Below are 15,060 nucleotides of genomic sequence, written 5' to 3'. Positions count from 1 at the left end.
CTACGGCTGCCGGCTGATGTGCACGTGATTGTTGTGCTGCAGCTGCAGGTTCAGCAGCTTCTTGGCGGTGGTTCCCGCGCCCATGTCGCCCGGCTTTCGCAGCACCTGTTCCGCGCCGGTGCGGGCGGCCTTGTACAGCCCCGACGGCCCGTAGTTTTCGCGCACTTCGGGAATGGTGCGCGCCGCGTCCTGCACCCGCTTCACCAGGTCGCGCGCCGCCGGGTTGGCCGTGGTCCCCTGCCCGATGTCCACCCCGTTGATGGCGTTGATGTCCACCGCCAGCCGCCGCCCGTGGTTGCCGGAGTCACCCGGCCGGTAGCCGCTGGAAAGCTGCAGGTCCACCCCCGCCTTGTCGGCGATCTTCTGCGCGGTTTCCATCACCCGCGGGTCCACGTTGGGATCGTACTTGTCGTTCTTGCTCCAGGTGACCTTGTGCTTCTTGGCCGCCGCCGGAGCCGGACGCCGCGTGGGACCGCCCGGCGTGGGCGCGTCGCCGCTGGTGCGCGGCGGCGCGGGCGCGGGCTTGGGCCGGGCCTGCTGCGCGCTGGGCTTGGCGGGCGGGCGCGCGGGGGTGGCCGGTTTGGCGTTGGCCCCGCCCGGCTGCGTCTGCACGATGGCGCCCTTCTGGATCAGCGTGCCGCCCGCGATGGTTTCCAGGTTGGCGCCCGCGTGCACCGCCGCGTTCCCCTTGGCGCGGATGCCCACCGTCCCCTCCGCCGCCAGCACGAAATTCTTGGTGACCGTCGTGTGGTCGTCGCCGCCGATGGTGCGGATGGCATCCTTGGCGATGGTTTCCGTGTACTTCTGGCACTCGATGCGCAGCTCACCCGCGGCCTCCAGGTGCAGGTCGCCCTGGCTGACGATGGTGAGTTTGGGCGCGCCGCCCTCGCCGTTGCTGAGGCGCACGCGGCACTTGCCCCCCGCGCTGTAGATCTCGATCGCCTCCGCGCCGCCCGCTTCTTCCAGGCGGATGGTGTTGCCCGCCTTGGTCTGGATCTGCTTGGTCCCCGGCGCGTGGCCGGCCTTGTCGCCGCCGTTCCACAGCGAGCCAAGGACCAGCGGCCGCTCCGTGTCCCCCTGCTCGAAGCCCACGACGACCTCGTCCCCGACTTCGGGAAGAAAGCCGACGCCGCGGCCGTTGCCCGCGTACACGCTGGCCACGCGCACCCACCCGCTGCGCTCCCCCGCGTCCATCCACGGGTAGCGCACGCGCACGCGCCCCATCTTTTCCGGGTCCTCGTTCATCACCACCAGCGCGGTCACCACGCCGGGAATGCGCGACGCGGAGGGCGCCTCCGCCGCGCGCCAGGCCGCAAAGGGCGTGGCGCGAAAGGCGTTGGCGTACTGCTGCCCATCCCACACATGCGCCACCTCCACCAGCCCGAACGTTCCCGTGGTGGGCAGGCGCCAGTGCTCGCCCTCGCCCACCTCCACCCGCTCGCCCGCGTGCAGGCCGGGGCGCGTGCTCTGCCCCTCCACCCACACCGCGTTGCCCAGCGCGCGCGTGCTTTCCCGCTGCAGCGCGGCCTTGGCGTCCGCCAGCGTGGGAGTGCGGCTGGTAAAGGCCAGCACGCCGGGGTCGCCGCCACCCACCGCCTTCGTCGATCCGCGCTCCACGGCGGAGACCAGCGTGGCCGCGCCGCCCAGCGTTTCCGGCGCCTTGCGCACGCCGTGAAAGCGGTGGTCGCGCTTTTCACTCGGTTGATACAGGGCGCCTTTCATTCCCGCGTTCACCGGCGCCGCGTGGCTGGTCAGCGACAGCAGATCCACGCCCCACGACAGCGGATGCGACGTGTCCTTGAAGCCGCCGCGCAGCTCCACGCCGTCCTCTGACGACAGCATCAGCAGCCCCGCCTCGTCCGCCAGCCGGGCCAGAAAGCTCCACGCGCTCTCGTCGTACTGCACGTAATTCAGCTGCGTGCCGCCCGCGGGCGCGTCGCCGCCCAGCTTGGCGCCGAGCGCGCGGACCACGTCGGCCAGCGTGTGGTTGGGATAGTACTTGGTGTCGCGGTGCCGGTCCCACCGGTGCGACAGGCTCTTCGCCGAAACGACGAAGCGCGACGCCGCGTGCGCCAAGTGCTCCTCGCGCGCGCTCACCAGCTCGCCGCGAAAGATCTCGTGCTCGGTCAGCCCGTCGCTGATCACGGCGCGGACCGGCGCGTCAAGCAGGTCCTCCAGCTTGACGCCGAAGCCGGGCACCGGCGCGGCGCCTTCTCCGCCGCCTTCCGCCGCGCCACCGGACTCACCGGACGCGGACGAGCCGCCGGACATCAGCGCGTCCAGTTCGCCCAGCGAGCCGGCGTCGCGAAAGAACACCAGCTCGCAGGCCGCCGGGGAACCCACCGCCTCCATCACCTCCAGCCGCTCCACGCGGCTGCCCTGCAGCACGTGGGTTCCGACTTCGACGCGAAGCGTTACGGACATGACCCGCTCCAGAAACGATGAACGCTCACTTGCACCCTCCCATCCGCGCGCGGCGGGAAGACTGCACTACCTCTGCCCCATCGCCGACCGCGCGACGGCGGCCAGCGTCTGCGCATCCGCCGCCTTGACGCCGACGGCATACCGGACGCCGTTTTCCATCCACCACAGCCGGGAATCGCTGCACACCGCCCCGCACGTGGCATCCACGAAGTGCCCGGTTACGCCGTCCGCCAGCGCGACCGGCGTCCCTTCCACCCCGTCGTCCCCATCCACCGGCCCGCCGGACACGCTTCCGTAGCGGCACCAGTTTCCACCGTCGCAGTCGGACGCCAGGGCGATCATCAGCACATAGCCTGCGGAATCCGCGCGCTCCACGATGGCGAACGCGGAATCGGGCGCCTCATCCTCCCACCCCAGCACCGCCGGCAGCCGCAGCGGAATGCGCACTTCGCTCCGCAGCCGCGGCAGGATGGGGATGAAGATGGGATTCTCGTCCCCCCCCTTTCCCGCCTGCGCCGCGACCGTTTCCGTCGCGCCCGCGGCAGGAGAAGCCGGTGCTTCCACTGAGGACGGAGCGGATGACGAGGATGGCGCCGCCGCGTCCGCCGCGCGCGTCTCCGGTCCCGCGCCGCCGCATCCGGCGAGCAGGAACAGCGCGATCGCGAGGATGTTGCGCGGATTACTTCCAGTCATCGCACGATCCCAGGGCGGTCTTGTACTTTTCCGCGTAGCCGGCGATCAGGTCCGCCTTGTCGGTGCCGTTGATCACCCGCCGCGCGTTCACGAAGTCCGTCTTCTGGTCGTTGATGTAGCGGCTGATCTTGGCGCCGGTGAAGGTGCCCTTCTTCATTCCCTGTACCGCGATCTTGGCGGCCGTCTCCGGCACCGTGGCCAGCTCGGGATGGCCCACCAGGTCCAGCCCCAGGCGGCGGCCCCAGTCCGTGTAGTTGGTGCGCCCGGTAATCTGCACGAAGCCGCGGCCCTCGTACTTCAGGCCGTCGCCCTTGTGGATGTTGCCCAGGTCCTCGCGGCCCTCGTAGTTCTTGTGCGGCCGCAGCTCCGTCATTGTGCGGCCGAAGCCGGATTCGTGCTGCGCGGTGGCCAGCAGGTACGCGGCCTGGTCGCGCGAGTAGCCGGCCGCCTTGGCCTCGTCCAGCAGCAGCGGAATGGAGGTCTGCGCGTTGGCCCGCAGCCGCTCCGGCGCGGCGGCGACCAGCGCGGCCATGCACGGCGTGTTCTTGGCCGTGGGCGCGGCGGCGTGCTTGCCGGGGCCGCCGGGCGTGCGCGCGTCGCCGCTGGTGCGCGGCGGCGCGGGCTTGGGAACCGCCCGCCCCTGCTGCGCGCTGGCCGGCGGCTTGGCGCGCTGCGGCGACACGCGCTGCGGCACGTGCCCGGGCGCCTGGATCTGCGCGGCTACCCCGTTGGTGGTCAGCGTGCCGCCCGCCTGCAGCGTCAGGTTCCCCGCGGTGGACTGGATCGTTGCGCCCGCCGTGGCCGCCTGCACGTCCACGGTCTGCGCGTCGACGACCGCGGCACCGCGCACCGTGTGCGTCAGCGCGCCGCTGATCTGCTTGGTCGCGTCTCCGCGGACGTTCTGCACCAGGCGGTCCGCCTTGAGCACGATCTCGTTGGCGGCCTCGATCACCATGTCGCCCTTGACCACGACGGTCACCGTGGGCGTGCCGCCGTTGGCCAGCGCCAGCCGCGCCGCGCCGCCCGCGCTGTACAGTTCCACCGTTTCCGCGCCGTTGGCGTCCGCCAGGCGGATGGTGTTTCCCGCCATCGTCTGGATCTGCTTGGTCCCCGGCGCGTGGCCGGCCTTGTCGCCGCCGTTCCACAGCGAGCCCAGGACGAGGGGCCGTTCCGCGTCGCCCTGTTCGAACCCGACCGCGACCTCGTCTCCCACCTCGGGCAGAAAGCCGACGCCGCGCGAGTTGCCCGCGTACATGCTGGCCGTGCGCACCCATCCGCTGCGCTCGCCGCCGTCCATCCACGGATAGCGCACGCGCACGCGGCCCATCCCGGATGAATCGTCGTTGGCCACCACCATCGCGGTCACCACGCCGGGAATGGGGGACGGCGAAGGCGCCTCCCGCGCACGGTACGCCGCAAAGGGCGTGGCGCGAAAGGCGTTCTCATACTGCTGTCCATCCCACCGGTGCGTCACTTCCACCAGCCCGAACGCGCCAGTGGTGGGCAGCCGCCAGGTCTGGCCCTCGCCCACTTCGATGCGCTCGCCCGCGTTCAGCGCGGCGCGCGTGCTGCGCCCCTCCACCCACACGCCGCTCCCCAGGGCGCGCGCGCTTTCGCGCTGCAGCGCCGCCCGGGCGTCGGCCAGCGTGGGCGTGCGGCTGGTGAACGCGAGCACGCCGGGATCGCCGCCGCCAATCGCTTTCGTCGATCCGCGTTCGACGGCGGCGAGGAGCGAAGCCGCGCCGCCCAGCGTTTCCGGCGACTTGCGCACGCCGTGAAAGCGGTGGTCGCGCTTTTCACTCGATTGATACAGCGCGCCCTTCATCCCCGCGTTCACCGGCTGCGCGTGGCTGGTCAGCGACAGCAGGTCCACGCCCCACGACAGCGGATGCGACGTATCCTTGAACCCGCCCCGCAGCTCGATCCCGTCCTCCGCCGAAAGCATCAGCAGGCCGTGCTCGTCCGCCAGCCGGGCGAGAAAGCTCCACGCGCTTTCGTCGTACTGCACGTAGTTCAGCTGCGCCCCGCCCGCGGGCGCACTGCCGCCCAGTTTGGCGCCGAGCGCGCGAACGACGTCCGCCAGCGTGGAATTGGGATAGTACTTCGTGTCGCGGTGACGGTCCCACCGGTGCGACAGGCTCTTCGCCGAGACGACAAAGCGCGACGCGGCGTTGGCCAGGTGCTCCTCGCGCACGCTCACCAGCTCGCCGCGAAAGATCTCGTGCGTCCCCGCCGGATCGGTGATGGTGACGCGCACCGGCGCATCCAGCAGCTCTTCCGCCCGCACGCCGAAGCCCGACGGCCCGGAGCCGCCCGCCGATCCACCATCCGCAGATCCGCCGGACGCAGATCCGCCCGAAGCCGACGATCCACCATCGGACGACGAGGCACCGGACGACGAACCGCCGAACAGGGCGGCGGCGAGCGCGTCCAGTTCCCCCATCGCGCCCGCGTCGCGAAAGAACACCAGCTCGCAGGCGGCCGGCGTGGTGACGGAATCCACCACCTGCAGCCGCTCCACGCGGCTGCCCGCGAGCCGCACACCTCCCAGTTCCACCTCCAGCCTGGCCGACATGGGATGCCCCTCACACTGCGTTGCCGTGAAGTCCTGCACGGGCGCCGGCGGCGCCCGCGGCGAGGGCGGACGGCGCGGAACCCCGCGCCGCCCGGCCCGGCGCCATGGCCTACTTGGTCAGCTTGTGCTTGGACACGTTCGGCTCGTCCAGCGCCGCCACGATCTCCAGGTACAGCACGTTGTTGTACCCGGTCATGCTTTCCGCCGCCACGCCGCGGTTTCCGTCGCCGCCGGCCATGATGGAGGTGCCGCCCGGAGCCGGGTTGAACGTCTGGAACACCGAGATCCACCCCATGAACTCCACGTTGGAGAGCACCCGGTCACCGTCTTCGGAGAAGTAGGTGATGGAGATCTTCTCGGGGTTGTCCTTGGGGTCGGTCGCCTTGCGCCAGAGCGAAATCATCTGGTCCTGCGACAGGCGCGAAGTGTCGTGCACGTCCAGCCACACGTAGGCGCGGGCCTGCAGCGACTCGCCGATGCGGCGGCCCACCTGGTTCGCGTTGCGGGCCAGCGAGTACTTCGCCTCGACGGGAAAGAACTTCACGTCGCCCACTTCCACCTGAACCCGCTTGTAAGTCTGGTTTGCCATCGTCACACTCTCCGTTCCTGTCGGTTCCCGCCCTGGACAGCCGCCCTCTGCCGCTGCCCGCGCCCTCGGTACCACCATCCCCGCGCTACCCGCGCAGGCCCAGCAGCCTTGCCACCCGTCCCAGCAGCCCCGGCGGCGGCTCATCCCGCACCACCACCGGCACCGTTTCTGCTACAGTTGGCGTAACAGGTGCGCCCATGGGGGCGCGCCCCGCTCCGTCCGGCGCGTCTTCGGCCGGCGGAACCTCCTCTTCGCGCGGCACCCCGCGCGAGGAGAACTTCAGCGTGGAGTACCGCGTCGATCCGCCGCGCGCCAGGCGGCCGGAGCCGCCCAGCTCGCGCGTCACTTCCACGCCCAGGTCCGTGCGCCGCCCCGGCGCGCCATCCCGGGGCGGCTCGTCGGCCGTCACTTCTCGGCCTTGGCCCGGCCGAAATCCGGCGTGTCGATCTTGAGGTGGAACGTTTCCGCCGGTCCCACGGGGAGCACTTCCAGCGAAATGTCCAGCTGTCCCATCGCGAACTTGTCCTCGTCCATGTCGATGTCGAGGTCGAAGTTGTAGATGGTGCCCTTCTTCTTTTCGCTGTCCAGGAACTCCTCGATGGGGTTCCGCACCTGCTCCTTCACCAGGTCGCGCGTCAGCCGCTGCTCCGCCACGCGGCGCAGGTACACGGCCACCCGCCGCTCGATGTAGCGCAGCACCCGGTACGAAGTGAAGAACTTGAGGATGCCGTTGGGGTCCTCCGCCTGCGACCGGCTGCCCACGAAGCACAGGTCGTTGTCTTCATTGCGGATGACGGTCACCACCTGGCGCTCCATGCTCAGGTGCTCCATCTGCGAGATGCGCGGCTCGATGCGGGCCTTTTCCACCCCGCGCACCTTGCCGAAGATCATCCCCACCGGCCCCTGCGCGATCCCGCCGCCCGACGTGCGGTCCGTGCGCACCAGGCATCCGCCAAAGATCAGCGACGAGGGCGCGTACAGGTCGGCGTCCTCCGCCGCGCCGTCCGCTTCCTCAAACCAGTGGCGGTCGCGCAGCTTGACCCATCCCGCGATCACCACGTCAGCCGCCGCGCGGTCTTCCGGCCGCTTGAGGAACTCGTACGCGCCGCCGTCCGTGCGGAACTGGTCGCTCAGCTGGCGGAAGCTGCCCTCGTCCTTGAGGTCGCCGATGAGGAGCATGCCCCACGTGTTGGCGATGTCCTCGAAGCGCTTGCGCACGTCATCCGGGATGTAGCCGGGAACGACGAGGTTGCAGATGAACTGCCGGAAGTTGAAGGTGTCGTTCCGGCTCTGCACGAACTCGTCGATCGCCTCGATGGTGCTGCTTTCCGTCGAGTTGCGGATGGCGGCCACGTCGGCGTTGTAGATGTGGAACTCCACCGGCGCGCGCTGCATGTTGTCGCGCACCTCGGCGTTCTCAAAGAACAGGTGCAGCTGGCGGTAGCTGCGCTCCACCGGGCGGATCTGCTTGTACATCTCCGCCAGCACCTGGTCGCGGATGCCGGACGCGTCCTCGATGGCGGCGTCCAGCTTGGCGAGGGCCTGCTCGTACCCGTCGTCTTCCGACAGCAGGTTGGCGAAGCTGGTGACGCGCTCCAGGAACTGCGACGCGCTTTCCGGAGAAAAGATCTCGCTGAGCGCGGTGCGCGGCGGCGCGGGGTGAATGACGTTGAAGATTTCTTCGATCGCCTTGCCCGCCTTGCGCTTGCCGATGATTTCCTGCGCGGTGCGTGTGACCACGGGATCGCTCATGCGTCATCTCCTTCGGCGTGGCCCGCGATCAGGCGGAGCTGGGACTCGAACTCGCGCACGGCGGCCAGGATTTCCGCCCGCTGCTCCGGCTGGTCCCAGGCGCGCTTCACCGGCAGCGTGCCGAAGCGCTCGCGCATGCGGTGCAGCAGGTCGATGCGGGCCTGCAGGTCGGCCAGGTCGTTGCGGCGCGACGGGTGCCGCTGGCGGATCTGCTTGGGGTCGAAGTCCTTGAGGCTGCCGAACTCCAGCTCCGCGACGAACTCCGTCCCTTCCTCGCCCACCGTGGTGCGGAAATCCAGGTGCGGCTTGAAGGTCTCGAAGGCCTCCGACAGCGAGCTCACGCGGGTGGGACGCTCGTCTTCCCCGGCTTCTTCGCCCACGCGGTCGAAGGTCATGGGGAGCACGGTCAGCGTGGTGTCCGTGGGCACTTCGCGTGGAGCCGGACGGACGCCGGCTCGGGTGACGCGCACTACAGGCATTGCGGAGCCTCCGTGTTGGTCGAAAGCGGCGGACGATCTCTCCCGCGGTCCAGCGCAAGCGGCGGGCCCGCGAAACCGGCCGGTAAGGTGTTGTCGCTCAATCTCATTGGCCCCGCGCCACCCGCCGCGCGGCGTTGGCCGTTGCATCCGTGGGCCGGCGCGGCGGCGCGTCGCGCAGATCCGTGCGCAGCCCGCCCGGCGCCGCGGGCTCCGGCGCGCCCCGCCCGGGGAGCGGAATGGTGCGCGGGCGGGGGGCGGGCACCGGTCCCGCGTCGGCCACCGCCCACGTCCACCGGGGCACGCCGATCCATAGAATGGCCAGCACGCCGGCCAAGGAAAGCAGGATCACGGCCCGGCGCCACGCCGTCCCCGCGTCCCCCTGCAGCGCCCACCCCGCCGCCGCCGCGGAATCCGCCACGCCCTGAAACGCGGGAAGGGCGTACAGGGGCGGCACCCACCGCGCGTCCCGTCTCACGCCGCCCTCCTGCGGCACGCTCCACGCGCCGTACGGAAGGGCGCCGCGGGCCAGCCATCCCCGGTTGGCGACCGGCAGGACCCAGGTCAGCTCGCGCGTGGCGCCCAGCTGTCCCCCCACCCGCGCAAACACCCGCGCCAGCGCGACGGGATCTTCCGGCACCGTGAAGTCGCGCCCGGCGGAGGAGGCCAGCAGCCGCAGTTCGTTGGCGTCCACCCCCGTCCCGAAGCCGACCAGGTAGACGGGAATCCCGCCCGCCCGCACCCGCTCCGTCGTCGACCGCTGCCCGGCGGGGCCCGCCAGAAGGCCGGGGTCGTCCCCCGCGCCCGCCACGTCGTTGCGCCCGTCGGTAATCACCAGCAGCGCCCGCGCCCCCCGCTCCCGCTCCAGCACCTCCAACCCGGTGACGATGGAGGTGTACAGCCCCGTGTTTCCCGCCGGCACCGGCAGGTAGTCCACCTGCTTGGCCGCCTCCGCGGGCGGGCCGAAGCGCGCCTGGCGAATGCGCCCCTGCACCTGCGTGCTGGAGAACGGCGCCACCCCCACCCGCACCGCGTTGGCCGGCAGCGCGCCCAGAAAGCCGCGCAGCGCCGAGCGGGCCGCCTGCATTCCCCCGCCCGCCATGCTCCCGCTGACGTCCACCAGCACCAGCAGCGTCACCGGCTCCGCCGGGGCGCTGGCGCGGACGGCGGGGGCGCGCAGCCCCAGCGGTCCCAGCCGCCCCGCCCATCCCGCCGAGTCCGGCGCGCCTTCTCCCGGGCGGAAGACGACGGTGGACTGCAGGCAGGGGAGGCCGCGCCCTTCCACGCAGCGCACCAGCCGCGGCGGCATCGTATCCGCCACCTCCACCGCGTCCGCCGTCTGCGCCGCGGCCGGCCCGGCGCAGAGCAGGAGGGCGGCGATCATGGCCATCCTGCGAAAGCGGTAGCTTCCCCCGCCCGCCACGATGCGGTCCCCGTCGCGCAGTTCCGCGGGCTCCAGCAGCGCGCGTCCGGAAACCGTCACCGCCGACGAGCCGCGCGGAGCCACGGCGCAGAGCCCGTCCCTCACGTAGACGGCGGCCGCGGGAAGCTCCACCACCGCCCCCTCCGCCAGCCCCCACTCGCGCAGGCCCAACAGTCCCCGCCGCCGCCGGTCCGCCGCTTCCAGCTCCAGCACGCCCAGCGAGCGCATCAGCGCCGGTCCCGCCGTTCCCCATCCCACCCCCGCGCCCACGACGGCGAAGGCGAGCGCCTGCCACAGGTCCGACGCGCCGGGGAGGGAAAACACGACGCCGGCAAAGATCCCCGCCGCCGCCCCGGCCAGCGCGGCGTCCAGCACGCCGCGGCGGTCCGACTTCCATCCCGCCAGCCCCAGCGCGGCGCCCAGTCCAGCGGCCAGCAGCGCCCATCCCAGCACGCGCATCGCCAGGAACCCGCCCCGCCCCGGCGCCGGCCACAGCGCACCGCCCAGCCACGTCCCCGCCGCCCCGCCGATCATCGCGCCCACCATCCCCAGCAGCGCGCCGGTGAGCGCCGTGCGCCCGAGCCCCGCGTTGCGCCGCAGCCCTGCCCCCGCGCCGGTAAAGGCACCGATCCACGCGCCCATCAGCGTGGCGGCGGCAACGTCCAGCCGCGCGTAGCTGTCGATCATCGGCCCGAGGTCGTCCAGCATCCAGGTGGCCAGCCAGGCGGCCAGCGCCCCCGTCGCGCCCCAGACGGCCGCCGCGTACGCGCCCTTGGGTGCCCGGCGGGGCGGCGGCGGCTCCGGCGCGGCCACCTGAATGCGCACCGCCTCGCGCCGGCGGGGGCGCATCCGCAGTTCCAGCGAGCGCTCCGGGGCCAGCCCCAACTGCGCCGGCGTCTGCCCGGTGGGGACCTCGCGGCCGTTCCAGAACACCCCCAGCTCCTGGTCCGGTCCCCCCGCCAGCACCACCCCGTGCGCGTTCAGCTCCTCCAGAATCTGCCGCACCTGCGGCTCCAGGAGGCGCTCCTGGTCGATGGTGAAGCGCCGCCGCTGCGGGCCCTGGCTCGTCTCGAATTCAATCAGGTACGCCGGCATTCGCCATCCCGCCCGGGGGTCGTAACGAGTGTAATGGTAGCACCATAGGGGGCAGCCCGGCAACTGCTGCTGTCGCAGTTGTTACAAACTACCCTTGCTCTGCACGCCCTTCCCGGCCAGCTTGGGGTCATGCCGACCTCGCCCCGCCTGATCCCCGTCGCGCCCACCCGCGGGCCGGAAGTGCCCATCCACGACACACCGTTCTGGATCGGCGCTTCGCAGGATGCCGCGCTCCCGGTCTTTCTTCCCGGCGTAGCGCCGCGGCACGTCGCCATCGTGGAGCGCGAAGACGGTCTCTGGGCCTCCCCGGCCCGCGGCGCCGGGACTTCGATCGAGCTGAACGGCGTCCGGTTGATGGATCCGGTGCGGCTGCGCAGCGGAGACGTGCTGCGCGTGGCGCCGGGCGCGGCGTACCGGTACGACAGCGGCGAGCCCGCCGCGCGTCCCCGCCCCGCCGCGGAGGCCTTTGTTCCCCCGCCCCCGCCCGTTCCGCCGCCGCCCCGGGCGAGGCCGAAGCGCCGTATCACGGTCCGGCGTCCGCGGTGGACGCACGTCGCGGTGGCGCTTTCCCTGCTGCTTCTGCTGGGCGCGGCCGGGGTGCTCGTCTACGCGCTCACCCGGCCGGACACGGTGCAGCCACTGTCCGAGGCGGACGCGAGGGAGTACGACCGCCTGATCGCGACTTCCTACGAGCACGTGGAGCGTGGGGCCACGCTGCTGGATCTGGGCATTCCCCAGGAGGCGCTGCGCGAGTTCGCCCGGGCCACGCGGGTGCTGGAAACCAGCCGCCTGCGCGACAACGCCTGGGTGCGGCCGCAGATCGCCACGCTGGAGCGCACCATCGCCGCCGTGTACCGCGAAAAGCGCGTCGCCGTCCCCGCGGGCTACCGCGACGCGCCCAAGGCTCCCTCCGCGGCTCCCGCGCCGGTGCGGCCGGGCTCGCAGCTTTCCTCCGCGGAGTTCACGCGGCGGTTTGATGAGGTGCAGCAGCGCTTTGAGGAGCGCTTCGGGCGGCGCATCGTGGTGACCGGGCGCGACCACGCGGAGCATCTGTCGCTGTACGGCCAGGGCGGCGCCATGGACCTGCGGGTCCGCGACCTGTCGCGCGAGCAGATCGAGTTTGCCGTGCAGGCGCTGCGGGCGCAGGGAATCCGGGTGAAGGACTTTTCCACTGACCAGGTTCTTCGCGCCCAGGTGGCCAGCGCGCGCGCCGCCGGGTTGAACGACCGCGCCAGCACCGGGCTGCACCTGCACATCGACCGCTTCGTCTCCCGCCGCGACCGCTGGACCGTGCAGTAGCCCGGCGGCGGGGATGGAACGCCGGCCGGAGGAGCAAGCCGGATGCCATCCATCTTCCTCTTACGCGCCGGAAATTGATCCGGCGCAACGGGATACGGCGCGGGTGAAAACGCTAAATGCCGCAGATTCACCAACATCGGTGAATCTGCGGCATTCGGTTTTCGGGGCGGATGAATCTCCGCCGCGCGTCTGTTTCCCGCCCGTTACTGCCGGTCGGACGATCCGCCGTCGCGAGACGGGCCTGACTGGACGAACACCTGCGAGGTGAACGGGCGGATCCACGTTTCCGCCCACTGCCGGTAGCGCTGCTCCGCCTCGGCGGCCGGATACACCTGCTGCAGCAGTTCCAGGATGCGGTAGCTTTCGCCCGTCACCATGGGGTCAAGCAGAAAGACGTACGTGAAGCTGCCGTCCGGGTTGGCGCGCGTGGGAAAGATGATGCGCGCCTGGCGGAACCCGCGCACGCGCTCCGGATTCTTGCGGGCGACTTCCTGCACGGCGGGCCAGTAGCTTTCGCGCACGAACCGCTCAAAGCGGTCGCGCCCGTCCGGGCGGACGTAGTACTGCACCAGCGAAACGGTGTCGCCCGCCACGGCGCGCCCGCCCATGGGCGACGGGCCCTTGGAGGCGGAGCCGCAGGCGGCGGTGACGGCAAGAAGGCCGAGCGCCCACCAGCGGGGCGCAATCCGGAGCGGCAGGTTCACGAGCGGTCCTCGTCAGGTGAGGTTGCGGGGCGGGCGCCCCGTCAGCACTCGCCGACCAGGGGCCGCTCCCTCATGGCCAGCACCCAGCGCTGCTCCGCGCCGGGGCCAAGCTGGAACGTCCTCGTCTCGGTGCAATATCCGGGCGCGTCTACGACGATGGTGGCCGTGCGCCGCGGGGTGAGCTGCACCGTGGGATTGCTGCTGGGCGCGCCGCCGTTCACCGAACGCGACCATCCGCCCGGGAGCGATCCGTCCAGGATGACCACGGCCTTGCGGGTGGATTCCTCGCGCTTGGGCCGCTCGCGGGGCTCTTCCGTCCGCACGGGCGCGGCGGCCGGGGTGTCGGGCTGCACCGCGGGGACGGCCAGCGGGGTGTCCGCGGGAACCGGAGCCGGCACGGCGGCAACAGTGGTGGGCTCCGGCGCGGCTGGCTCGTCCGCGCCGGAACCGAGCAGCGCGAAGAGCGCCAGCCCGCCGAACACGGCCACGCCGATTCCCGCCACCGTCAGCAGGCCGTGCCGGCGCCGCGGCGCGGGAGCCGGGGATGCGGCCGCGTCGGCGTCCGCGCGCGAAAGGCCGAGCATGGGATCGGTGATCTCGTCGGGCGCGGGCGCCGGCCATCCCTCATCATACGCGGGCTCCGGCTCGTAGCCGTAGTCCGCGGGCGCCGCGTAGTCAGCGGCGGGGGCGGCCGAGGCGAGCGGGCCTTCCCACGCGAGTACGAGGGAGAAGCCGTCGCGCTCGCCCGGGTCCTGCTGCAGAGCGAGGCCCACGAGCCGCCCGCTCCCGGCCTCGCGCGCAAAGTACAGGGGCGCGCCGCCGGTGCGCTCCAGCGCGCCGAGCACATCGTACGTCCCCGCCGCGGCGCTGCTTACGGTGCGCAGCAGGGCGTCCGCGCCGCCTTCGGGGGTGATGGAGCCGGTGCCGTAGCCGCGCGTCTCGCAGTTGGCGCAGCGGTCTTCCCACCCTTCCTTGGGCGAGCCGCACCCCATGCACAGGCTGCCCACCACGGGCACGCCAGGACCCAGGCGGGGGATGACCTCGATTTCGTCGCCCTGGAACGCCAGGGCCAGCACGGTGAGAAGTCCGGTGTCCAGATCACGCGCCAGGAACGCGATCCGCTCCTGGTCGTGCCCCAGTTCCCCGAGAACGTCGTACGCGCCCTCCGTGGCCTCCTGAACAGTGCGGAACAGATCCTCGTACATGAGCTCGCGTAGACGTGGCTGGCCCCGCCGGAAGTCAACATGGGGCGACGCACCAAGATACCGCGAGATTTCCATGCGGGAAAGGCTGCGGAGCCGCTGGAATCCGGCCGGCGGCCGATGTCCGCCGCGGAGTTCAGGGGCGCTCCGCGGGAATGGGTGAGCGAGGCGCGGCCTCAGCGGCGGATCACCCGCCGGAATGTTCGCGGTGAGCGCGCAGGCGGCGGATCTCGGCGATGAGCCGCGGGATGTCGCCGCGGCAGTGCGCGATGAACTTCAGGTCATCCGCGGTGGCACCGTATGGCAGCAGATCCATTTCCCCGCCCTCCCGTGTGCGATGGATGCGGATGTAGATGGGAAACTGCGGGTGCTCCGTGCCGTCGGCCACCAGCGTCCACGGACCCGGCGAGGCACGATCCGCGAGCTTCTCGATCCGCGCCAGCTCCGCCGCATCCATCTCGCTCCCGCTGGGATCGGCCGCGCTTCGCAGCCGCCGCGCCACCGCCACCAGCCGCGGCACCTCGCGCCGCGCGGCCGCGATGAAGTCCTGGTCCTCATCCGTGGCGCCCAGTTCAATGTCCTCCCCCGGCGTCATGATGAAGTCGCTGCCAGACCAGTGATCCCGTCCCTCGATGTACGATGCCCACGGCCCGGACGAAACCGCTCGGACGCGTGCTTCGATCGCCTGCAGGTCCAGCGGATGATCATCGTGCATGGCGATGTTTTGATCGGGAGAATCCGTCCGTAGGAACAGCTTCGCAGCCGCCCGCGTTCATCAACCATCCTGCGTTGATGGCACTGGCCGCGAACGATCCGCATCCACCGTTC

The 15,060-nt window shown here is 71.6% G+C and carries 11 protein-coding genes and 1 pseudogene; 1 reads left to right on the top strand and 11 read right to left on the bottom strand.

The window, feature by feature from the left end; all coding sequences use genetic code 11:
• The 8 genes from HNQ61_RS19415 to HNQ61_RS29280 all read right to left on the bottom strand — a co-directional run bounded on the left by HNQ61_RS19415 (nt 1) and on the right by HNQ61_RS29280 (nt 11,027).
• Nucleotides 1–2,424: a phage baseplate assembly protein V gene (locus tag HNQ61_RS19415; protein ID WP_170036497.1), complete on the bottom strand. Its 2,424-nt coding sequence runs from the start codon at nt 2,422–2,424 to the stop codon at nt 1–3.
• A 66-nt stretch (nt 2,425–2,490) separates the two neighbouring features.
• Nucleotides 2,491–3,117, bottom strand: coding sequence for a hypothetical protein (locus HNQ61_RS19410; protein WP_170036495.1), 627 nt, complete (start codon nt 3,115–3,117; stop codon nt 2,491–2,493).
• A complete protein-coding gene (locus HNQ61_RS19405; RefSeq protein ID WP_170036493.1) occupies nt 3,104–5,692 on the bottom strand; it encodes a phage baseplate assembly protein V in 2,589 nt (862 codons plus the stop codon). Before HNQ61_RS19405 ends, HNQ61_RS19410 begins: the two co-directional genes overlap by 14 nt.
• 109 nt (nt 5,693–5,801) lie before the next feature.
• A complete protein-coding gene (locus HNQ61_RS19400; RefSeq protein WP_170036491.1) occupies nt 5,802–6,281 on the bottom strand; it encodes a hypothetical protein in 480 nt (159 codons plus the stop codon).
• 85 nt (nt 6,282–6,366) lie between these two features.
• A complete protein-coding gene (locus HNQ61_RS19395; RefSeq protein ID WP_170036489.1) occupies nt 6,367–6,690 on the bottom strand; it encodes a hypothetical protein in 324 nt (107 codons plus the stop codon).
• Nucleotides 6,687–8,033 carry a hypothetical protein gene (locus tag HNQ61_RS19390; protein ID WP_170036487.1) on the bottom strand — a complete coding sequence of 449 codons (1,347 nt, stop codon included), beginning with the start codon at nt 8,031–8,033 and terminating at the stop codon, nt 6,687–6,689. Before HNQ61_RS19390 ends, HNQ61_RS19395 begins: the two co-directional genes overlap by 4 nt.
• Nucleotides 8,030–8,512 carry a type VI secretion system contractile sheath small subunit gene (locus tag HNQ61_RS19385; RefSeq protein ID WP_170036485.1) on the bottom strand — a complete coding sequence of 161 codons (483 nt, stop codon included), beginning with the start codon at nt 8,510–8,512 and terminating at the stop codon, nt 8,030–8,032. The genes HNQ61_RS19390 and HNQ61_RS19385 overlap by 4 nt, the downstream gene beginning before the upstream one ends.
• A 103-nt stretch (nt 8,513–8,615) precedes the next feature.
• On the bottom strand, nt 8,616–11,027 hold the full coding sequence (locus HNQ61_RS29280) for a VWA domain-containing protein (RefSeq protein WP_170036483.1): 2,412 nt from the start codon (nt 11,025–11,027) through the stop codon (nt 8,616–8,618).
• Nucleotides 11,028–11,156: 129 nt separating this feature from the next.
• On the opposite strand from HNQ61_RS29280, the gene HNQ61_RS19375 reads away from it, so the two are divergent.
• Nucleotides 11,157–12,326: an FHA domain-containing protein gene (locus tag HNQ61_RS19375; protein ID WP_170036481.1), complete on the top strand. Its 1,170-nt coding sequence runs from the start codon at nt 11,157–11,159 to the stop codon at nt 12,324–12,326.
• A gap of 203 nt (nt 12,327–12,529) precedes the next feature.
• On the opposite strand, the gene HNQ61_RS19370 is transcribed toward HNQ61_RS19375, so the two are convergent.
• From HNQ61_RS19370 to HNQ61_RS29870, 3 genes and pseudogenes are all read right to left on the bottom strand, one after another.
• Entirely contained in the window at nt 12,530–13,030 is a 501-nt protein-coding gene (locus tag HNQ61_RS19370) for a hypothetical protein (protein ID WP_170036479.1), read from the bottom strand.
• Between the two features lie 41 nt (nt 13,031–13,071).
• Nucleotides 13,072–14,235, bottom strand: coding sequence for a hypothetical protein (locus tag HNQ61_RS19365; protein WP_170036477.1), 1,164 nt, complete (start codon nt 14,233–14,235; stop codon nt 13,072–13,074).
• Between the two features lie 499 nt (nt 14,236–14,734).
• A pseudogene (locus HNQ61_RS29870) lies at nt 14,735–14,947 on the bottom strand (hypothetical protein); the annotation flags it as partial.
• Nucleotides 14,948–15,060: the final 113 nt, after the last annotated feature.

Source organism: Longimicrobium terrae, assembly GCF_014202995.1.
Lineage (GTDB): Bacteria > Gemmatimonadota > Gemmatimonadetes > Longimicrobiales > Longimicrobiaceae > Longimicrobium > Longimicrobium terrae.
Note: the sequence above shows the minus strand (reverse complement) of the source record. Positions and strands in the feature narration are given on the sequence as shown.